We start from the raw sequence: 20,266 nt of genomic DNA on the forward strand, positions 1-20,266 counted from the left end.
AAATTCCTCCATATTTTGTTTTAACGTTTTTCTTCATACCAAACTGCCAGTTTATATAAACACATCAATATAATCAGCTGTATTATAACCACAACTTTTAAATCCAGATACTCTGGAAAATAAATTGTGCTTGCTTTTTTAATGATTTTGTCATACCAGAATGGGTAATTTTTAGCGCCAAGTGTAGTTCCAATTAAAAAACCTAAAAGGGCAAACAATGGCAAGGCATGTCCCTCTCCCATTCTCATTAACACTCCTGATGCGCATCCTCCTGCAATAGTCATACCAACTCCAAATATAAAAGCTCCAATCATTGTATGAATGCCCACTGAAGTTACACACCCTGGAATACGGGTATAATCTATAGTATTATTCTTAAGATATCCATGCTGGATTACAGCAAATCCAACAGTGCTTATCATCAAAGCAATCAATAATCCCCTTAATAACCTGGTATTTCCTAAAAGAAAAGGATCTCTAAAAGCTCCTGCAAAACAAAATCTGGAATATCTTAAAGCAATTCCAATTGCAATACCTATAACCCAATATACCGCATAAATATGATTACTTTTCCAAAGAAATAAACATAGTATTGCAGCAGCTATAAGTGCCGCAGCTGCATAAGGTATCTGGCTCCTTTTTTTCTTCTCATCTTTTTGCTGACGCTGCTGTATAAGTGCCTCCATTTCGTTAGATATCATAATTATCATCCTTCTATTTTATGTACATAGCATTTCATCGCTCAATTTCATTATAATCGCACTTTTCATATTGAACAAGTGCATTTTCATTGTACTCTGTAATTTACCCTGGGTGATAAATTAAGCTTTTAGCTTCAACTAATATACAATTATTCAACTTAGTGGTATAATATTCAAAGATATAACATATATAATAAAGATATTATAAACTAATTACAATTATTTATATACTTAAAATTGAAAGTTTTAAATATATAACAAAATAATATTAGGAGATAGTTATTTATGAAAATAAAGAGCTTAGTTTTAGTAATAATTCTATTTGTCGGTACACTTGCCTTTTCAGGCTGCAAAAACAAAAATATATCAAGTATTAATTTAAATCAACCAGATAAAATTAATATGTATGTAAGTGGTAAACAAAAACAACTAACAAGGAATGGTAGTGATCATGATAAAGCCATTTTTGACAGAATAAATGTCTTAGTTAATATCAGAATTCCAGAAGAACTTTCTGCAATGAAAGGAGAAATATCAGACAACGATATTAAAGAATTTAAAGGATATGCAGTTGAATTTGTTTATAAAAATGTGCAAACAGTTGTTATTGATAATAAGAAAGTTCAATTTACAGAAGTGGTTTTCCCATTAAGTGAAAAGTGGCAAAACACAGCATTCATTAAAGCCAAAGATAACTTTTATACGGGCGTAGGATTAAAGGAGAATTTAGATTCCCTTGTGAAGGCATCAGTTAAATAAATTTCAGTTAAAAAGCCAAGTGCACAATCTGCACCAAGGTTAACAGACATATCTAATAAATTTCCAATTGTTAATGCGTTTTTTTATTTTAATTACATAATATCTTTTCTAAAGCTTTCTTTTGCGAAGTTTCCTTTGTAATTCGTGCATATATAATTCCCTATAAAAAACATTTTTTTACACCTTCATTAATCAAAAATTAGCTATATACTTTTAAAAAGGCATACTACATAAAAAGTATAATGATATTATTAACGATCAGCTGGAATATGTAGATTGGATGACTATTATTAGAAATTCATGGCTGAAAATATAGACTTAATCAAAAGTAAAGTATAAAATGTAAATAATACCAAGTCTTAATATAAAGGGGGGTTTTATCATGGGAAAGGTTTTAAAAGAAAGAAAAGATGTGGATCAATCACTTACCTGGGACTTATCTGCTATTTATGCTGATGAACAGCAGTATAATTCAGCTGTAAAGGAGCTTCAGCAGCTTTCATTGGACATAGAAAGAGATTATAAAGGTAAGCTTGTCACATCAGGTAATATTAATGCATGCCTTGATAAAATGAGAAAAGTATATGAATTAATGAACCTTACAGAGTCTTATGCAGGTCTTTCAGTTGAAGTGGATTATACCAATGATGAAAATCAGGACAGAGCTTCCAGATACGAGAATATATCATCTGATATTGAAAGCAGACTAAGCTTTGTAAAAAGCGAAATTATGCAGGCAGATGAAAAAGCAGTTGACACTGCAATAAGTGAATCAAAGGAAAACAGCAATTATTTAAAGGATATAAAAAGAGATAAGGTACATGCACTTCATCCTAAAGTAGAGAAATCACTTGCTGCTTTATCAGGAGTTTTTGATGCACCTTACAATATTTATAACCAGGCTAAGCTTGCTGATATGAATTTCGAGAATTTTACAGTAGATGGAGTAGAATATCCTCTTGGTTATGCACTTTTTGAAAATGAATATGAATATGAAAATAATACAAAGGTCCGCAGAGCTGCATTTAAAGCATTCTCTGATAAATTAAGGCAGTATCAGTACACTACAGCTGCAGCTTATCAGACTCAGGTGAAGACAGAAAAGGCAATGGCAACGCTTAGAGGATTTGATTCCGTTACTGATTATTTGTTATTTCCTCAAAAGGTAGATAGAGATTTATATAACAGACAGATAGATTTAATTACTGAAAAATTGGCTCCACACATGAGAAAATACGCAAGACTGCTTAAGAAAATACATAAGTTAGATGAAATGACTTTTGCAGATTTAAAAATAGCAGTTGACCCTGATTATGATCCTAACGTAACTATAGAGGATTCTAAAAAATACATTGAAGGTGCATTATCTGTTTTAGGTGATGATTACCTGAGCATGGTTAAAGAAGCTTACAATAACAGATGGATTGACTTTGCACAAAATAAAGGAAAATGCACAGGAGGCTTCTGCTCAAGCCCTTATGGAAGTCATTCCTTCATTTTATTGTCATGGAGCGAAAAAATGGCAGAAGTGTTTACATTAGCCCATGAACTTGGACATGCAGGACACTTTAGATTATGTAATGAAAGTCAAAATGTATTTGATGTAGATGTCTCTACATATTTTGTAGAAGCACCATCTACAATGAATGAGCTTCTCATGGCTAATTATCTTTTAAAGACTAATAAGGATAAAAGATTCAGAAGATGGGTTTTATCTTCAATGATAAGCCATACTTATTATCATAATTTTGTAACTCACCTTTTAGAGGCAGCTTATCAAAGAGAAGTATATAAAATAATTGACCAGGGTGGAAGTGTGCAGGCTTCGACTCTTAATAAAATAAAGAAAGACGTACTTACAAAGTTCTGGGGAGATGATGTAAAGATAATTGATGGAGCAGAGCTTACCTGGATGAGGCAGCCTCATTATTACATGGGACTTTACTCCTATACTTACAGTGCAGGACTTACCATAGGCACAGAAGTAAGCAAAAGAATCTTAAAAGAAGGACAGCCAGCTGTAGATGACTGGAGAGCTGTACTTAAAGCAGGTTCAACCAAAACCCCAGTAGAGCTTGCCAAAATGGCTGGTGTAGACATCACTACAGAAAAACCGCTGCTTGACACCATAGATTATATTGGCGGAATAATTGATGAAATTGTTAGGTTGACTGAGGAAATAAATGTTAACTAAGAACTAAGAAGTAAGAAGTAAGAGGTAGAATTTAGCAGTTAAGAGTTTAGAGTGAATAGTTAAGGTGAGTTTTCTTCCTTGCGTCATAAAACTAATTTATTATTTAGGCTCGTTTTGCTGAAGCAAAACATTGCTAATATGTATAAATTAAAGATTTTACGTAGTGTAACGGAGAAAAATCATCCATAACTGTGAACTTTCCACTTATAACTCTCAACTGTAAGAGTTTTGCATGGCAAAATTCTTATTGTTTTATCATATATTAAATAAATTATAAAAATAAATGTTTATTTTTATAAAAATTTTGATATAATATAAATAAGAAATGCTTAGTGTTGATATCACTAAGCATCCTTAGAACATTTATTTTGTTTTAGGGCTATTGGATTTTAACTAAATATACTAGTAAGAAAAAGTGCTAATCTTTCATGGATGGAGCACTTTTTTCTTTGCTTCTAACTTCTATATCAAGACCAAGGAACTTAATCTTAATTTTCAAGTGATTTATGAAAAGATTATGTTTTAAAACTAAATTAATTACATAAACAATTGATATACACTTTATAAAAGTATCAAACATATCCAATACCACCCCCTTAGCTATGATGATATAAATCACCAATAGTCCAAGGAGGATAAAATGTTCAAAACCTCCGCAGCCATCCACACTACGGATAACAATTATACTTGGATATTGTACCATAATTATGAAGATATATATAGGGGTATATATTGGAAATGGTAATGAAACAAAAATTGTTAACTCCGTTTCCAACTTTTTCAGGGTAACAGGTACCTTAAAGGAGGAAAAACGTGATGATAATTAGAAAAATGAACCAGGCAGAAGCCGAGGATATAGCTAATAATTGGAAATATGAAGGTGAATATTCATTTTACGACATGACAGAGGATGTGGAAGATTATGAAGAAATAATATCGCCTGCACTTAGAGGTGATATATATTTTTCAGTTATTGAAGACGAAAATTTAATTGGTTTCTTTTGTGTAGAACAAGATAACAATGACATAGAAATCGGATTGGGGCTAAAACCAGAACTTACTAATAAAGGAAGTGGGCTTGAATTCGTAAAAACTATACTTGAGTTCGTATCCCGTAATTATGAATTTGAATCTGTTATTTTAGATGTTGCGGATTTTAACAAACGTGCAATTATTGTGTATGAACGCGCAGGATTTGCAGCAGTAAAAAAGATAAAAGTTAATACGAACGGTGGAGTTTATGATTTTGTTATAATGGAATTAAAGAAAAGCCACATGAACGATGATTAGAAAACATATTTAACTAATAACTTTTTCCCAAAGAGCTGGGGCAGAGCTGGGAGCCTAAGAAAAATTTCAGCAAAGCTGAATTTTTTCTTACCTCTTAGTTCTTACCTCTTAGTTCTTACCTCTTACCTCTTACCTATAATGTAGTAGATATCCTACAGGTCAATAATAGAATATTCATAACCTAATGTTGTTATAAATTTGTACATATCCTCTGTAGAAATAAAAATAGTTTTAGTGTTGTCATTAGCATGAAAACTCATATATTTTTCTAAAAGCATTTCTTTATCAAGACATACCTTTATGTCATGTTCTGTGTTATTAAGCAATCCAAATAATGATACAACACCAGGAGCCAATGACATTTTTTCCATTAACTTTTCAGGTGAGGCAAGGCTCATACTCTTTTCATTGATAATTTCGCCAAGTTTTTTCATATCCAATCGCTTTTTATCATCCATGATGACTAAATAATATGCAGTCTTTTTTCTATTGCATAAAAAAAGAGTCTTTGTACGGACACCCTCTTTACCTGCAATATAACTGTCTGCTTCTTCTGTTGTTAATGCTGGCGGGTGTTCAACAAGGTCATAAGTAATACCCATTTTTTTCAAAGCTTCATATACAATTTCACATTGTTCCATGATTTTTACTTCCTTTGCAAGATATTATAATACTTATGCTTATTATATAATTTCATTGCTTAAAGTCAACTTTGTTTTCAATTTCCTCAAGGTAACAGGTACCTAACAAATGTTTGCCAATGTGAATTCAAACTTTTGCCAGGGTTCTATATAGTCTAATAAAAATTGTTCCTCTGGAATAACATTACCTATAACATTTGTTCTTCCTGAATTCTCCATATCCTTTAGAGCTATTTGTAATTCTCCTGCATAGTGTTCATATAATGAATTATCCATAAGTATATCTCCCCTTTTTATGGGTTGAGTATTAAATGGTAAAAATTTATGTCCTTTATACTTTACCCTGCTTTGAGTAGATCTTATCATATATTCAGAAACATCACCTCTGTTGAAATGCATCTCCTCCAATACAATTTTTCTTTCTGTATCAGGAATGGAATCTGCAAGTTCAACATTCAAAGCAATTTTATCTCTGTTAATTTCACTAACTGCCTTAAGCTCTTTATCTGAAGCAAAGGCATTGGCTATAATAACATCATCTATAAGACCTGTAGCAAACATATGCTTTACCTGCAGAACTATATTCATATCTCTATGCATTTCCAGTGTGCATAATCCTTCACTTACTGCCCAAGGTCCAAAAGTGGCATCTTTTGAAGATACAAAGGCTGCAGTTCTTATACCTAAATCTTTAAACTGTTTAGTGCATTTTATAAAATGATCATATTTTAATCCAGTATATCTGTGCGGATAAAAGTTATGGCATCCTATAAGCTTATTTAGGTTGGGTTTATAACTCATTATGTTATCTATATATTTTGTACCACTGCTCATGTTAAGTTCTATAAATAATCCTTGTGGATTATATGTCATCATAGCTTCTTCATTGCCTGTAAAGCCTATATCCAGCCTTATTCCAGCTGAACCTAAATCTTTGAAAAAAGAAAGATCATTATAACTAATGCCTAGCTCCTTAAAAACTCCTGGATTTACATCAGCTATAACCTTCATGCCCTTGCTATCTGCAAATTTAATTGTATTCTTAAAATCACTTACAATCTTTTCTTTATCCCCCTTTACAGACAAAAGGCAGGTAAATATCCTGGTAAATCCATACTTACCTGCAAGTTCAATATATCTTAAATTTTCATCTAAAGAAGCATGTCCCGGATAAACTGAAATCCCTAAATTTCTCATTTTAACTTTCTCCTTCTACCGTTGTAATGTTTTACGTATAACCTTTCCTTTTTCACCAGTTTTTAAGCGCTATATAATATCCCCCTTTTGTTGAAGAAATATCATCATCTATAATTTCAGCATCACTAATTGCATTTGCAATATAGAAATCAAAGGACTTTCTTATACATGGTATTTTTGTAATTACACTTCCTTTTAAAGCTATATTTACTTTTTTAGGTTTACCTAGCTTTTTCCATACCCTTTCAGTTATTTTTCCTATTTCTGTACCTGCATCTTTAAGTATCTCTATAGCATTTTCTTCTCCATGTTCTGCTGCCTTTGCAACTACTTTAGCAATAGAAGCAATTTCATCCTTGGTTGAAGAATAAATGAAACCTTTTATACTTTCTATATCTTTCAGTTTCAATTTCTTCAATATCTCATTTGTGAGTACACTATTTTCTAAACCTTCTTCTTCCTCATAAACCATGTTCTTAAATGCTCTTAATGCTATGTAATAGCCGCTGCCTTCATCACCTAAAATATGTCCCCATCCACCTGATCTTTTCTTTATACCATTACTTATTCCGAAACTTATAGAACCTGTCCCTGCTATGGTAAGAATTCCATCATTTCCTTTAAGTAGTGCATACATAGCTATTTCAGCATCATTGTAAATATAAGGAGTTATTTTAAATTTCTTTTCTACTGCTTCTTTGAGAATTTTTCTATTTTCACCTGCTTCTATACCTGCAATTCCAAGATAAATCTTAGTAAGTTTTTCATTATTTTTTACTAGTTTGCATTTTTCTATGGAATCTAAAATATTAGAAACAGCTATTTCCTTATTTAAAGTCATATTTCCATAGCCAGTGTATGCCCTGCTTAATTCTTTTCCATCATGATCATATGCTGCCGATTCAGTCTTAGTTCCGCCGCCATCAACACATATTATATACTCCACAGTATTCACCTCAATTTTACATTTAAATATTAACCAATATTTCTATAATACTTCCAAGACCATCATCTGGTATAATAATACCTAATGATTTTTCTATATCTGATACCCCTTCCTTTAGCATATTAAATAAGTCGCTATATCTGGATAAAATTATCTCCATGTTCTTACACTTGCATATATCTTCTTTATCCTTTAATTTCTCTAAAAGACACCCAAAATGCATAAGTAATCCATTTAATTTTTCTCTATCCAAATATAATCCATAGGAATCTTTCATCTTATTAATAATATCCACAAATTTGTCTACAATAAAATCATAGTCATTTAAATTTAACCAATCCCTATAAACATCTTTCATATCATTTATCATTTGTTCGTCACTTGTGCTGTCTTTTATATCTTCTTCACTAAACTCCTTGAAAAATACATCCATTGGTATATACTTTATGCCATCAACATGTGGATCAAATGCACTTATTATATACTCAACATCATATTCATTTTTCATTTTTAAAACAGTATTTTTAAACTCATCTTTGTCCTTCATACTTAAATTAAATACTTCATACTCATTCTTATTAAACTTGCTGTATATAAGCTGTTTAAGCTTTAGTGCTGTGCCTTCACCAGTAAAACATGCTGTAATTATAACTTTTCTGCTTTTGTTAATACTTTTCTCTAATGAATTTCCTACATATCTGCTTTCTTTAACTACAGACTTTAATATTTCATCCAAACTATCATTTAACATGGCTTTTCTTGCTGCTTCAATTACTACAGCAGTACTTACCATATCAATAGTTTGAACTTCTATACCGGTATTTTCTTTTATTATTTTGCCAAAATACTTTAAAGACCCCATATCTGTAAGTATTAATGTGCCTTTTCCTTCATCTCTTTCTTTTACAAGTTCCTCTATGCTTGAAAGAGCTTCTTCTGGTTTCATATGAAGAGGCATATCAAATGCAGCTACATGATTTGTGTTTAGAAGACTATTAGATACTTCAGCCATAGAGGTTGCTGTGGAATTTCCATGCATAGCTACTATTACTGCAACTTTACTGTTAACCTTTTTTCCGTCTACAGCAAAAAACATAGTTATAAAACCTATTTCCCCTATTGGTACAGTTATGTTGTATTTCTCTTCCAATTTATATGCCAATAATAATGCAATCTTAAATTCTTCAGGGTATTTTTTCTTTATTTCATCTGTTTTAGGATTCTCAATTACCCTGTTTTCTTTAATTCGAGCTAAAAAAGCATCTATATGCATAAGTAATCCAATAAAAATATTTTTAGGTATACTTCTATTCAACTTATGTTCTGCTAATTTCATAAAACTTTTAAGTAAATTATATAATTCATCATCTACTATTACTTTTATATCTTCAGTATCATCTTCATGTATATTATGAATATAATCATTTATAAATTTTTCCACATCATTTATTAATCTATTTTTTATTTCTTCCTGATCTATACCCTTCCTTTTAAGATGTTCATTTCTTTTTTCTATAAATTCATATATATTCCGGGATATACTATACTTGTCTTCTAAATCCTCATTATCATTTGAACTCTGTTCATGAATGTTTAATCTTAATTCTGCAGGATCTATTTTCTTGGAAATAAGAAGTCCATTCCTTACCTCACTTGAAAAATCTTCAAGTTTGATTTTAATATCTTTGTTATCGAACATACTTCTTAAAAATGCTTTAGCTGAGGCTATTTGTATATCACTTTTAAGTTGTCCAATGTTATTGGGGCACCTGTAATTTACAATTGCTGTTATAGCATCCTCATCCATTTTTATTTCTTTAGATACTCGTTTTGATTCTGCATTCAAGAAACTTTCAATAAGTTCTATTCTTTCATTTACAGACCATTCTCTAAGAGGCGGCAGTGATATTGTCACAGGAATTCTTCTGGTAAATGTTTTCAGAAGCACTGAATTAATATTTTCAGTTGTAGCACTTATTATCATTACATCTATGTTTATTTCTTTTGTTCCTCCAAATGGTACATATTTACCTTCATCTATAAGAGTAAATAACATTTCCTGACCCTCAGGAGGAAGCCTGTGAACTTCATCTAAGAAAAGTATCCCATTCCTGCTTTTTTCGATAATTCCTTCTCTATCCTCTGTTGCTCCTGTATAAGTTCCTTTTTTTACACCAAATAAATGAGAAATAAGAAGCTGAGGATTGTTTGCATAGTCAGCACAATTAAATACTGCAAATTTCCCTTTGTCTCTTATTTTTCCAACTTGTAAAGCATAATTAAATATACACTTTGCAAAATATGATTTTCCTACACCAGTTTCACCTAGTATAAGGGTATGCAATCCATGAGGAGGGTAAACAACTGCAGCTTTTGCCAGAGCTATCTGATTCTTTAAACTTCCATCTTTACCTATGCAGACATCAAAAGCAGATAATTTTTCCTCAGCTTCTTTACTAAATTCCACATGGTCTTTATTAATAAAGTAAAGCACAGGCCGCACTGCATTCTTGCTAACCTTGCCAGCTCGAACCAATTTGCTGAGTTCTCTAGCCACATTTGTTCTCTGCATATTCAAACCTCTGCAAAGGTCCTCAGTAGTTACTCCATTTACTTTTCCATTATCTTTAAATTGCTGAATGCATATTCTTTTTAAAGATTCATAAACTGCAGTTTCATTGTTCATATTTTTATTCCACCTCATTATTGTGATTAAATACTTTAATTAGGTTTTGTAAATTATGCAATTTCCCTATATTAGTATCTTTTTTTAAGCTTACTGAATTTTTTCTCTTTTTCATTCATTACTTTCCTTGTTATTTCAAAAAACATTATACTCTCAATGGAGAATATTACAATTAATATGTTCATAACCCATGGACTTATATTCTTGAATAATATAGTTGGTATAAGTATAACCATGGGTGCAGTAAATGCTAATATCCATCTATTTACTTTAAATTTCTGCAGCACCAGATTAGAGATTTTAATTCCTACAAGCAGAAGTGCCACAAGTGAAATAACATTAAACATTCCCACCATAATTTTCATAACCTCACCCTAAACAACTATTTTTTAAAATCCTGATACATTTTAATCATTTGTTCAATTAAACACTTTTCAGATATAGCAGTCATAAGTTGATCTTGAGCATGTACCATTAACAGGGACATCTTTAAAGGCTCTCCATTTACTTCCTGCTGTATAAGTTTTGTTTGTGTATTGTGAGCTAAATCTAACTCATCTTGAGATGTTTTTAACTTTTCTTCTGCCTTTACCATATCTCCAGTTCGTGCTGCCTCTAATGCCTCATAAGCATATGCTCTGGCATCTCCTCCATGAGATATCATTTTAAATATTTCTTCTTCAAGCATTTAAGCTCACCCCTATTTGTCTTTAAATTGTGGTAAGTAGTCTTTGTTTAATTCCAGTAAATCGTGAAGTAAGTGTTTTGCAACATCTACTGATGGAATAAGAGGATGATTTACAAGTGCTAAAAGTGCTTTGTTTTTATCTCCTGTAACTCCAGCCTCTACAGCTAATACTTCATAACTCTTAACTGCCTGTATAAGTCCTAAAATCTCAATAGGCAGGTCCCCATTAAGACTCAATGGTGTTGCTCCTCTGCTTCCAACAAGGCAATTTGTTTCTATAACTGAATTATCTGGAATGCCTTTTATAATTCCATTATTTAATGTATTTACAGTATGAATATCATTTTTATCATTATATATTGCACTTATTAATGATACTGCTGCATCAGAGTAATATGCTCCTCCTCTTTTTTCAAGTTCCTTAGGTTTAGTGTTAAGTTCTGGAGATTTATATAATTCAAATAAACTTTTTTCTATAGCCTGAACCTGTTCAGCTCTTGTTCCTTTTTTAGGATCAGCTGCACTTTCCTGTTCTTCCTGAAGCATCCTGTCTGTCATATAATAATATTTATGATATGGACATGGAAGCATTCCTAATGCTCTTATAAAATCTGGATCCCATTTCAGATCATAAATATTTTTCATATTTAAAACATTGCCATCAAGAAGCTTTTCAAGTACTTCTTTAGTTACATCTTTGTTCTTAACCCATACTTTTTTGCCCCATACAAGATGATTCAAACCTGCAAATTCTATAAATACATCTTTAAATGGAACATCCATCATACTTGCAACATCCATCTGCATATGAATAGGTACATTACAAAGTCCTATACATTTTACATCAGTGTACTTTAATACAGCTTCTGTTACTAATCCTGATGGATTTGTGAAATTAATAAGCCATGCATCTGGACATAATTCCTTTATATCCTTACATATATCAAGAATTACAGGTATTGTCCTCATAGCTTTAGTAAATCCACCTGGGCCTGTAGTTTCTTGTCCTAATACACCATACTTTAATGGAAATCTTTCATCTCTTGCCCTGGCATTAAGTCCTCCTACTCTAAACTGTGTAACTACAAAATCTGCATTCTTTAAAGCTTCTCTTCTATCAAGTGTTAGAACTAATTTGATATTGAGTCCTGCTCTTTCAATCATTCTTTTTGCAAGACTGCCTATTATATCTAATTTTTTCTGGCCTTCCTTAATGTCTACCATATATATTTCACTTACAGGTAATTCTTCTTTTCTTTTAAGGAAACCGTCTATTATCTCTGGAGAGTAACTACTTCCTCCGCCAATAATTGCAATTTTTAATCCTTTCATTTCAATAAATCCCTCCATTATAAATTATATTTAGACTAATTGGAGATTATCTTTTATTAAATAATCCCCAATTAAGCTATTAGCTATTTTGAAACACTAACTGCTTCTGCCTGCATATTTTTTTCTTCGTCTTTAAGCAGATTCTTTTCATATGCTTTAAAGAACGGATAATATATTATTGTGGCAATAGCAAAATTTATACAAACAAGTACTATTGCTTTCCAGTCTCCACCAGTTGCAATATATGCGCCTATTGGTGCTGGAAGTGTCCATGGTGCCAATATACATGGTCTTGCTACAATATTAAAATACATTGCACCGTAAGCTATCAGGCATTCAACAACTGGCCCCAATATAAACGGTATCATAAATAATGGATTCAGCATAATTGGCGCACCGAATATAACTGGCTCATTAATATTACATATACCTGGAAGTAAAGATGCTCTTCCTATATCTTTAAGATATTTTGATTTTGAAAATACCATAAGTATAACAAGTCCTACAGTTGCCCCTGATCCTCCTATCCATATAAACCATTGGAAAAATGGTTCTGGAGCTATATTAGGAAGAACTGCTGCACCTGATGCATAAGCTTTTGTATTAGCATCCAGCAGTGTAAGCCATATTGGTCTTGCAACTGTTCCTACAATAGAATCTCCATGAATACCACAAGACCACAACAATGTTATAAGTATTGTAGGTACTAAAACTCCACCTAAAGTATTTCCAGCATAAACAAGTGGTTTAAATAAATTCATTATAAACTGCTGTATATCAAAATTAGCAACGACTCTTACTAAAAACACAGTGGTTATAATAATTGCTGCAGGTATTAGTGCTGCAAAGGAGCTGGAAACGCATTCAGGTACTCCTTCCGGCATTTTTATCGTAAGATTTTTTTCTTTGGCAAATCTTAAAACCTCTACGGCAAATATTGACATTATAATTGCAACAAACATACCAGATCCACCCAGATTAGCAAGTGGTAAAACATATCCCAAATCCGGTTTACTTACTGCTACTGGTAGGTTGGTTAAAAGAAATGCTACTACTGCCAAGCTTCCTCCAGATAACTCATTGAGCTTATAGGATTTCGCCAAACTATATCCTATTCCAAAGGCAGCATACAATGCCATAATTCCCATTGTAAGTCTATATGGCAATAATATCTTACCTACGTAAGGCTTCATTGCCGCTGCCCAGGAAGGTACTGGTGGAAAAGCAATAATCATAAAGAAACTACCTACAATAATCATAGGAATAGTAGAAATAATACCGTCACGAATAGCCCTTAAATGTCTTTGTTCTGATAATTTAGTCATTGGTGGTAAAAGATACTTCTCTAACCACTCGAAGAATGAATTCATTTGTTTATCCCCCCTATTTACTACTTTTGATATTTTTTAATTTGTTCAAGCGCTTTTGGTGCACCTACTGGTGTATAACCCATAGGGATTATTACTTCAATTGGTACATTTAAACCTTCCGCTTGTTTTTTAAATACATTTAGTCTATGTCTTATCTGTGGTGCTACAAGTACTAAATCATAGCCTAATTTAACTTCATCTTCAAATTCAGATGTTCCTACTGCTTTAATATCTATAGGAAATCCTTGTTTCTCAGCCTCAACCCTTATTGCCTTAACTACAATAGTACTTGACATTCCTCCTGAACATACCATTAAAACCTTCATTATTATTACCTCCTATTTTTATATCTTACACAAATATATTATAAGCAAGTTGCGTGCCAAAATTATAAAATGTAGAGTTTACAAACGTTTTCGGACTTTGTGTATCATGCATTATTATTTGATACACAAATAATGATACATGCAATTAAGAGTAAAAAAGGTCTGCGGCACCAAAATAATTAGTGCCGCAGACCCCTGGGGCAAGGTATTAAGTAAGAACTAAGAAGTAAGAGGTTTTTTGGGGGACGTAAATAGATTTGTTTAAAGTCAAATTATTTACGTTCCTTTTGTAGCAAGCGATAGAGCAATTCTGTTTCCAATTTTTTCAAGGTAACAGGTACCTTAGTTATTGTTTGTAAAAAATAAAAATTTTTCTTCACCTTTATCAGTTTTAGCTATATAAGATATACCTTCTTCTTTCTTTGTTTTTGATATGTCCGATATTTTGTATTCTGTTTTCTTCCTATCCTCTTTACTGCTAAATTTATCTCTTGTGGTATCTTCTATAAGTTTAATGCCTTCACCATCGATAATTAAGTCACATATAATAGCATCGCCCTCGTTAGTATACTTTGTTATTCTTACCATATTTCCTGAACTTGCTTTTTTGTTTTCATAATCTTCAATAAACTTATCAAGTTTTTCTATATTGGAACTTCTTCCCTTTATGTTTACAACATCACCATTTTTTTCAGCTAGTTCATGGCTGTATTTCTGCGGTAATTTATCCAACGCTTCATATGAATTTGTTACAGATTTTTCAGTATTTAGAGTTGGAGTCACTGTTTTTTCTTCTGTTTTATAAGATGTTTTTGAGGAACATGCAGACATTGTAATTAGCACAGCCAAAAGTGAAAGCATAACTATAATTCTTTTCATTCCCATCACTCCTATAAAATATATATTTCATTATCATAGTTGTTCTGTGCAGAAACCTAATTGAAATTTTTATTATTATGAAATTTTTAGCTGCTTTTTGCCTTTTAATATAATGTCTGCCAAAGTATTTGCATTTTTATAATAATAATTAAAACCTTCATCTCTCTCAATGGATTCATCATTTAATTCCCGCTCTATAAATTCAATGCATTCATTTAGGCATGAAAGTATTATATCCCATATAAATTGTTTATAATCAGGTTTATGCTGCAATTTATCATACAGTGTTTTAACAAAAATCTTTCTGTATTCATCAGTCATATAAAATGGAAATGGGAAAAACTTTTCCGAACCATGGGCTATTAATCGCGCTGCATCCAGTGAGTATGGCATAATGCCTGCAAAAGCCCAGTCTATTAAAACAATGCTATGGTTGCTTTTTATTGCATTACACTGAAGAAAATCTCCATTACATAAAGTTCTTGGTCAAACTAACTGTCTGTCCATAAAAATACCATAAGCTGAAGCCAGCTTTGATTCATTTTTAAGGCATTCAGCCCTTTTATTTATTCTTTTCCAATATCTTTCAAAACGGTTATCCAGCTTATTTTCCTCGAAATGATCTTCCTGCCAGTACATGTTAAAAATCCTGGAAAGGCTTTCAGCACATCCATAAGCCATGTGTTTATCAAATATTCGTAAATCCTCTCCAGAAATATATTCAATTAATATCCATTTTGCTTTATCAAAGGAAGTCCAGCCTTCCAGCTTTGGCACAGGCAGGTTTTTGTCTGTAAGAAATTTTTCATAAACCTCTATCTCATAATCATCTGACTTTTTCAGTATGTATGTCTTCTTATCAGATATTACCTTATAAACATTATAAGCCCTGTCCACGCCTTCGCCATTATCATGAAAACGTTTAAAATATATTTGTCCTGCTAAATCCGGTTTCATTACTTCCAGGACAGATCTTAACTTATTTATTTCATCAGAATCATTTATATTTTTCGTATATATACCTTTCATTGAATATCTCCTTATCTATAACTTTATTCTTCAATTAATTTATATAAAAGCTATTAAAGGTTTTTTAATCCTTGAAAAAGCTCATTGTATGATTTCTGCTTTTTACACCTGCCATATGAAAGCTCTTTATTATCACCAAATTCAAGAAGAAAACATTTTGCTAATTCTTCTACAGTTTGTTCCAAGGAAATAAAAAACTGATTATATGCAAAATCATAGGCAGTAGTTCCTTCTTCAAAATTTGCGGTAATTAGAGACTCAGTAACCTGGTCCAAAGGGTACATTTTCAGGTGGAATAACTCATGAACAATAACTTCTTCAAGGTTTTCTTGTTTTGGATTAACCCTATTGATAAGAATAACTGCCTTCCTGTCGTCACAGTCAATTTTTAAATCTCCCGTTTTCCTCCAATTAATATCATCAACAAACTCAAGCCTAGCATCCCAATATGGATATACTCGCAATTTTTTACACCAGAATTCAAATGATTGAAATATTTTATTCTCATCCACTTTCATTTTCCTACCTCACAAATATAAAAATTCTTTAAATAGATTTCAAAGTAAATCATCTATTTAAGCTTCTCAAAAAACTGTAGAAGCATCAGTATTTTTGCTCGCTTAAATAGCGATTTACTAAATGAAATTATATAGTTCACTATAACTGCAAATGTGCAATAGCTTATACTACATTATACCATATATTCCACTTATTTATATGGAAATGTAATTATATGCAGGGGCAAGCCTGTCCTATTAACCATGGTACTTCATCCACATTATTGTTTAACAGAGCCATAGGACTGATAGAGATGGGACTACATTATACAAGGTAAAAAGTAAGAGCTTTTTCTTAACACGTTTCATTCCTAAGGCATTCCTGAGCCTAGTCAGACTTGTCTTGGTGAAGGAATGAGAATCAAAAATGTCAACTCTGATTCCAGTTCTCACCAGGTAACAGGTACCTTATCCTTGAAGTCCATTTGCTTGGCGTTCCATGTTTTCTATAACCACATCATAAATTTCTCCCAAAGAAGCACAATATTCCAATACCTCCCATGGTGTGTTGGTATGAAAATGGATTTTAATCAGCTCATCATCACCAACAGCAAGCAGGCAGTCACCTTTAAAGTTGTTTTTAAAATATTCGTTAATTGCATCCTCTGAAAGATTATGTCCTTCTATTAATAATTGGGTATCAAATTTGTATTCAATCATAATACATCCTCCTTCTGCATTTTTTTATTCTTATACTATCTTTTCATTATACACCCACAGCCTATATTATGGATAATTTTTCTCTGTTACATAACCCCTTCCAGGTAACAGGTACCTTAAATAAGCGGTATGTACTTGTTTTTTTGCTTTGGTACAATACCTTTATACGCAAGAATGGGAAGAAATATCTGCAGCAGTGTGACAAGCATGAAGACTTCTATGGGCAGCATAATTGCGTTTTTTACCAGACTTTTTATGAAAAAATAATAATACCCCTTATTGAATAAAATTTTACTCCAAAGTGCTCCAAGTCCAACATGAATGCCAAAATTGATTATAAATTTTGAAAGAAAAATGCGTAAAACGGATACTTGACACTTGTAAAGGAATATTCCATAAATAAAGAATTCAAGCATGGATGATAACGTATACCCTGGGAAAAAGACAGTAGATGGAACCATTAAGTAACCAATCAGATCATATGCGAATCCAGCAGATAGACCAACAACTGGGCCAAAAACCATGGAACCAAAAGCTATCACTAAAAAAGAGAATGAGATTCGAAGGTTTAACCCCACAGGAATGTAAATCGAACTTAAAACGGCACTAAGCGCAATGGTGAGACCGGCAAAAATAAGTGATTTCAAATTGTGAAATTCTGAAGAAGCTGTAATCCAATATTGGGATGTAAAAATTGGAGAGATGCTGTTTTTAGTCATAAAAAAACCTCCTTTAATATGGCAAAATTCAATGCCACATAGAGGAAGAACAGCTCCAGTATGCAGCAGCGGGATGCGATAATTGTATGGCAACTTAATATAGCCTTACACAGTATTAAAAGTTCCCGTTCCGAAATCAACTCCCCGTTTTTCGGACACATAACCCACAATTATCTACTCTGCCATTTTTTAAAATATAACCTTTGTTTATATAGAAAGTAATAAATATCTTCATCGGAGCTGTCACAAAATATCCAATCCTTAAGGATTTATGGGGCTGCTGCGGTGATTAGATATTTACTTTCTATACATTACATTATATCCAGAGTAAGTTTTTGTCAATACAGGTACCTTATATTAAATCACAGAAGTTAAACCTCTCATCCCTCAGAACCCTTTTGCCAACGGAAAAATTAATTCTCTCTTTAAAAATAGGCCCATCGAATGCAAAGGAATGGAACTCACCATTTTCCCCACAGGAATTAATATTTTCAGGAAGATTAGCTAAGAAATTCTTATCATATAGCCTGCCTGAAAAATCTCCATTCAGTACTTTTGTATCTACACAAGTAATAATTGATTTAAAACCTAGGTTTATGAATGTATCGGCAATTTCTTTAGTATCCCTTCCCCATAATGGGAAAATTGCTTCCATTCCAGCCCTCCTTAAATTTTCCTCCCGATATTTCCTTATATCCTCCAGAAATATGTCCCCAAATGCCACCTTTGCAGCTCCAAGCTTCTTATATCTGTTCATAGTCTCTTCCATCTTTTTTTCATATTCTTCATTTGTGCTTTCGGGAGTTATGTACACCTTTTCAAGATAACATCCTATAGATTTAGCCTGCTTTTCAAGTAAAGCTTTCCTGACTCCATGCATGCTTATCCTCTCATATTTATCTGTAATGGTTGTTAATAGAGTGATATCTGTATAGCCCTGCCTCATTAATTCATAAAGTGCCAAAGCGCTATCCTTACCACCACTCCATGAAAGTATTATTTTCTCATTCATTTTCTTCATCTCCTATTAAAGCCATAATATAATACCGTTCCCCACATTGTTGATTATTGCTCAATGTCAATGCGCATCATAATAAAACTAGTTGTGAATTCCAGGTAACAGGTACCTTAGATTCCAGATTTGATGCATAGAATTTTGATTTGGTCATCAATTCTCAATGTCATCACCAACTAATTCAAAGTTTAAATATATATGTTTAAACTGTCAACTTCATTGTTTACTAAAATCACTGGAAAGTGAGGTTATATATTACAAATAAAATGAACCTACACCTTTACGTTAAGATAGAACATTTATATAACCTATAATTCGCTTTTTCTAACTGATGCAACGCTTTATAAAAATTTAATGAACTAAAGTATACATTTATAACATTTATATTTATCTTTAATCTCAAAGCCTGCATTCAAAGCAGAATTTAATTCACCAGTACAATTTTCCTCAATAAAATATACAATTTCCTCTATTGCACCAAATTCATTATATAATTGCATCAATAATTCATTAATTAAAATACTTTCAATACCCTTATTTTTATATTCTTCATCAACAAATAAGCCAAAAACCTCTGATATGTCTTTGTATGCCTTAGCAAAAATGCTTGCATGAATCGCTTCATCTTGTCTAAAAACAAATATTCGAAAATGTTCTATATCCTTTTGCAAGTTTTTGCTATTATAATACATTTCTAAGGGAATAGCATATTTGTCATGAAACGTAGCATATTCTTCAAAAGAACTTCTATTAACCTTTTCTACCAAATCATGTTTTTGATTTATATTCGATTCTAAATTATATAATCTGGTATCAATACTAGATTCGATACATTTAAAATTTTTTTTCTTAAAATATTGATTTGCATTTTTATTAGTAATAGGAACGCCTATAAGTAGTTCATATCCAGCTAATTTCTTACTTATATAGCCAATCAATTCCTCTGCAATTTGATTATAATCTCCTTCTATTAAAAATTCTGTTGTTTGTGCATATTTTTCATCACAATCCCACTGATAAACACAAACTCCACATAATATATTCTGCCGATAGCAAGCTATTATATTTTTATTATCTAAACTGATAGCTTTTTCAATTTCTTCTTTGATCTCTTTCATTGATTTTTTTCTTGGATAACTAGCATGCAAATTATTCTGACTTAATTTCCATACAAAATCAATTACTTCCTCTAATCTATAAATTGTTTTTATCATTGTTTATACCCCACTTATCATTAATATTTTAAATTCCTATTTAGCTTAAAGTTAGTAACTATT

General features: G+C 31.9%; 22 protein-coding genes and 1 riboswitch. Of the genes, 3 read left to right on the plus strand and 19 right to left on the minus strand.

The annotated features are described in order from the left end of the window. Nucleotides 1-20: 20 nt before the first annotated feature. Nucleotides 21-698 (minus strand): YeeE/YedE thiosulfate transporter family protein, encoded by a 678-nt coding sequence (locus EQM05_RS12150; RefSeq protein WP_128751115.1) that lies wholly within the window; start codon nt 696-698, stop codon nt 21-23. Between the two features lie 288 nt (nt 699-986). Between EQM05_RS12150 and EQM05_RS12155 the strand changes: the two genes are divergently transcribed. Both EQM05_RS12155 and pepF read left to right on the plus strand, forming a co-directional pair. Continuing rightward, nucleotides 987-1,460, plus strand: a complete 474-nt coding sequence (locus EQM05_RS12155) for a hypothetical protein (protein WP_128750280.1) — start codon at nt 987-989, stop codon at nt 1,458-1,460. Nucleotides 1,461-1,842: 382 nt separating this feature from the next. Further along, on the plus strand, nt 1,843-3,654 hold the full coding sequence (pepF, locus tag EQM05_RS12160) for an oligoendopeptidase F (RefSeq protein WP_128750281.1): 1,812 nt from the start codon (nt 1,843-1,845) through the stop codon (nt 3,652-3,654). A 418-nt stretch (nt 3,655-4,072) separates the two neighbouring features. On the opposite strand, the gene EQM05_RS15860 is transcribed toward pepF, so the two are convergent. After that, nucleotides 4,073-4,234: a hypothetical protein gene (locus tag EQM05_RS15860; protein WP_164917143.1), complete on the minus strand. Its 162-nt coding sequence runs from the start codon at nt 4,232-4,234 to the stop codon at nt 4,073-4,075. Between the two features lie 236 nt (nt 4,235-4,470). Here EQM05_RS15860 and EQM05_RS12165 point away from each other — a divergent pair, with 236 nt between their 5' ends. Then, entirely contained in the window at nt 4,471-4,944 is a 474-nt protein-coding gene (locus tag EQM05_RS12165) for a GNAT family N-acetyltransferase (protein ID WP_128750282.1), read from the plus strand. Between the two features lie 152 nt (nt 4,945-5,096). Here the strand turns inward: EQM05_RS12165 and EQM05_RS12170 are convergent, their stop codons facing one another. The 17 genes from EQM05_RS12170 to EQM05_RS12250 all read right to left on the minus strand — a co-directional run bounded on the left by EQM05_RS12170 (nt 5,097) and on the right by EQM05_RS12250 (nt 20,203). Next, a complete protein-coding gene (locus EQM05_RS12170; protein WP_128750283.1) occupies nt 5,097-5,585 on the minus strand; it encodes a prolyl-tRNA synthetase associated domain-containing protein in 489 nt (162 codons plus the stop codon). Between the two features lie 102 nt (nt 5,586-5,687). Next, nucleotides 5,688-6,782 (minus strand): MupG family TIM beta-alpha barrel fold protein, encoded by a 1,095-nt coding sequence (locus EQM05_RS12175; RefSeq protein ID WP_128750284.1) that lies wholly within the window; start codon nt 6,780-6,782, stop codon nt 5,688-5,690. Between the two features lie 52 nt (nt 6,783-6,834). Further along, nucleotides 6,835-7,728, minus strand: coding sequence for a BadF/BadG/BcrA/BcrD ATPase family protein (locus tag EQM05_RS12180; RefSeq protein WP_128750285.1), 894 nt, complete (start codon nt 7,726-7,728; stop codon nt 6,835-6,837). A gap of 22 nt (nt 7,729-7,750) precedes the next feature. Then, on the minus strand, nt 7,751-10,414 hold the full coding sequence (locus EQM05_RS12185) for a sigma-54-dependent transcriptional regulator (protein WP_164917284.1): 2,664 nt from the start codon (nt 10,412-10,414) through the stop codon (nt 7,751-7,753). A gap of 71 nt (nt 10,415-10,485) precedes the next feature. Then, nucleotides 10,486-10,779, minus strand: coding sequence for a hypothetical protein (locus tag EQM05_RS12190; RefSeq protein ID WP_128750287.1), 294 nt, complete (start codon nt 10,777-10,779; stop codon nt 10,486-10,488). 17 nt (nt 10,780-10,796) lie between these two features. Further along, nucleotides 10,797-11,102, minus strand: coding sequence for a PTS lactose/cellobiose transporter subunit IIA (locus EQM05_RS12195; RefSeq protein ID WP_128750288.1), 306 nt, complete (start codon nt 11,100-11,102; stop codon nt 10,797-10,799). 12 nt (nt 11,103-11,114) lie between these two features. After that, nucleotides 11,115-12,434: a 6-phospho-beta-glucosidase gene (locus tag EQM05_RS12200; protein WP_128750289.1), complete on the minus strand. Its 1,320-nt coding sequence runs from the start codon at nt 12,432-12,434 to the stop codon at nt 11,115-11,117. Nucleotides 12,435-12,517: 83 nt separating this feature from the next. Then, a complete protein-coding gene (locus EQM05_RS12205) occupies nt 12,518-13,804 on the minus strand; it encodes a PTS sugar transporter subunit IIC (RefSeq protein ID WP_128750290.1) in 1,287 nt (428 codons plus the stop codon). A 20-nt stretch (nt 13,805-13,824) separates the two neighbouring features. Beyond that, the gene (locus tag EQM05_RS12210; RefSeq protein ID WP_128750291.1) at nt 13,825-14,130 is read right to left on the minus strand and encodes a PTS sugar transporter subunit IIB; all 306 of its coding nucleotides are present in this window, start codon (nt 14,128-14,130) and stop codon (nt 13,825-13,827) included. A 342-nt stretch (nt 14,131-14,472) separates the two neighbouring features. Next, complete coding sequence (locus tag EQM05_RS12215) at nt 14,473-15,009, minus strand: DUF4362 domain-containing protein (protein WP_164917285.1); 537 nt, start codon at nt 15,007-15,009, stop codon at nt 14,473-14,475. A gap of 75 nt (nt 15,010-15,084) precedes the next feature. Continuing rightward, nucleotides 15,085-15,402, minus strand: a complete 318-nt coding sequence (locus EQM05_RS12220; RefSeq protein ID WP_128750293.1) for a hypothetical protein — start codon at nt 15,400-15,402, stop codon at nt 15,085-15,087. A 93-nt stretch (nt 15,403-15,495) separates the two neighbouring features. Continuing rightward, complete coding sequence (locus EQM05_RS12225) at nt 15,496-16,038, minus strand: hypothetical protein (RefSeq protein ID WP_128750294.1); 543 nt, start codon at nt 16,036-16,038, stop codon at nt 15,496-15,498. Nucleotides 16,039-16,091: 53 nt separating this feature from the next. Then, nucleotides 16,092-16,556 carry a hypothetical protein gene (locus EQM05_RS12230; protein ID WP_128750295.1) on the minus strand — a complete coding sequence of 155 codons (465 nt, stop codon included), beginning with the start codon at nt 16,554-16,556 and terminating at the stop codon, nt 16,092-16,094. A 447-nt stretch (nt 16,557-17,003) separates the two neighbouring features. Further along, nucleotides 17,004-17,255, minus strand: a complete 252-nt coding sequence (locus tag EQM05_RS12235) for a kinase to dihydroxyacetone kinase (protein WP_128750296.1) — start codon at nt 17,253-17,255, stop codon at nt 17,004-17,006. 116 nt (nt 17,256-17,371) lie between these two features. Next, nucleotides 17,372-17,974 carry a folate family ECF transporter S component gene (locus EQM05_RS12240; RefSeq protein ID WP_128750297.1) on the minus strand — a complete coding sequence of 201 codons (603 nt, stop codon included), beginning with the start codon at nt 17,972-17,974 and terminating at the stop codon, nt 17,372-17,374. Between the two features lie 64 nt (nt 17,975-18,038). Continuing rightward, nucleotides 18,039-18,158: riboswitch (THF riboswitch) on the minus strand. A gap of 168 nt (nt 18,159-18,326) precedes the next feature. Next, on the minus strand, nt 18,327-18,986 hold the full coding sequence (locus tag EQM05_RS12245; protein WP_164917286.1) for a diphthine--ammonia ligase: 660 nt from the start codon (nt 18,984-18,986) through the stop codon (nt 18,327-18,329). A 362-nt stretch (nt 18,987-19,348) separates the two neighbouring features. Continuing rightward, complete coding sequence (locus tag EQM05_RS12250; protein WP_128750299.1) at nt 19,349-20,203, minus strand: hypothetical protein; 855 nt, start codon at nt 20,201-20,203, stop codon at nt 19,349-19,351. Nucleotides 20,204-20,266: the final 63 nt, after the last annotated feature.

Origin of the sequence: Clostridium sp. JN-9 (genome assembly GCF_004103695.1) — a bacterium.
GTDB lineage: Bacteria > Bacillota > Clostridia > Clostridiales > Clostridiaceae > JN-9.

Coding starts and splice junctions, on each gene's coding strand:
- EQM05_RS12155 (WP_128750280.1), top strand. CDS start 987: ATGAAAATAAAGAGCTTAGTTTTAGTAATAATTCTATTTGTCGGTACA.
- pepF (WP_128750281.1), top strand. CDS start 1,843: ATGGGAAAGGTTTTAAAAGAAAGAAAAGATGTGGATCAATCACTTACC.
- EQM05_RS15860 (WP_164917143.1), bottom strand. CDS start 4,234: ATGTTTGATACTTTTATAAAGTGTATATCAATTGTTTATGTAATTAAT.
- EQM05_RS12165 (WP_128750282.1), top strand. CDS start 4,471: ATGATAATTAGAAAAATGAACCAGGCAGAAGCCGAGGATATAGCTAAT.
- EQM05_RS12170 (WP_128750283.1), bottom strand. CDS start 5,585: ATGGAACAATGTGAAATTGTATATGAAGCTTTGAAAAAAATGGGTATT.
- EQM05_RS12175 (WP_128750284.1), bottom strand. CDS start 6,782: ATGAGAAATTTAGGGATTTCAGTTTATCCGGGACATGCTTCTTTAGAT.
- EQM05_RS12185 (WP_164917284.1), bottom strand. CDS start 10,414: ATGAACAATGAAACTGCAGTTTATGAATCTTTAAAAAGAATATGCATT.
- EQM05_RS12190 (WP_128750287.1), bottom strand. CDS start 10,779: ATGAAAATTATGGTGGGAATGTTTAATGTTATTTCACTTGTGGCACTT.
- EQM05_RS12195 (WP_128750288.1), bottom strand. CDS start 11,102: ATGCTTGAAGAAGAAATATTTAAAATGATATCTCATGGAGGAGATGCC.
- EQM05_RS12200 (WP_128750289.1), bottom strand. CDS start 12,434: ATGAAAGGATTAAAAATTGCAATTATTGGCGGAGGAAGTAGTTACTCT.
- EQM05_RS12205 (WP_128750290.1), bottom strand. CDS start 13,804: ATGAATTCATTCTTCGAGTGGTTAGAGAAGTATCTTTTACCACCAATG.
- EQM05_RS12210 (WP_128750291.1), bottom strand. CDS start 14,130: ATGAAGGTTTTAATGGTATGTTCAGGAGGAATGTCAAGTACTATTGTA.
- EQM05_RS12215 (WP_164917285.1), bottom strand. CDS start 15,009: ATGAAAAGAATTATAGTTATGCTTTCACTTTTGGCTGTGCTAATTACA.
- EQM05_RS12220 (WP_128750293.1), bottom strand. CDS start 15,402: ATGCCATACTCACTGGATGCAGCGCGATTAATAGCCCATGGTTCGGAA.
- EQM05_RS12225 (WP_128750294.1), bottom strand. CDS start 16,038: ATGAAAGGTATATATACGAAAAATATAAATGATTCTGATGAAATAAAT.
- EQM05_RS12230 (WP_128750295.1), bottom strand. CDS start 16,556: ATGAAAGTGGATGAGAATAAAATATTTCAATCATTTGAATTCTGGTGT.
- EQM05_RS12235 (WP_128750296.1), bottom strand. CDS start 17,255: ATGATTGAATACAAATTTGATACCCAATTATTAATAGAAGGACATAAT.
- EQM05_RS12240 (WP_128750297.1), bottom strand. CDS start 17,974: ATGACTAAAAACAGCATCTCTCCAATTTTTACATCCCAATATTGGATT.
- EQM05_RS12245 (WP_164917286.1), bottom strand. CDS start 18,986: ATGAATGAGAAAATAATACTTTCATGGAGTGGTGGTAAGGATAGCGCT.
- EQM05_RS12250 (WP_128750299.1), bottom strand. CDS start 20,203: ATGATAAAAACAATTTATAGATTAGAGGAAGTAATTGATTTTGTATGG.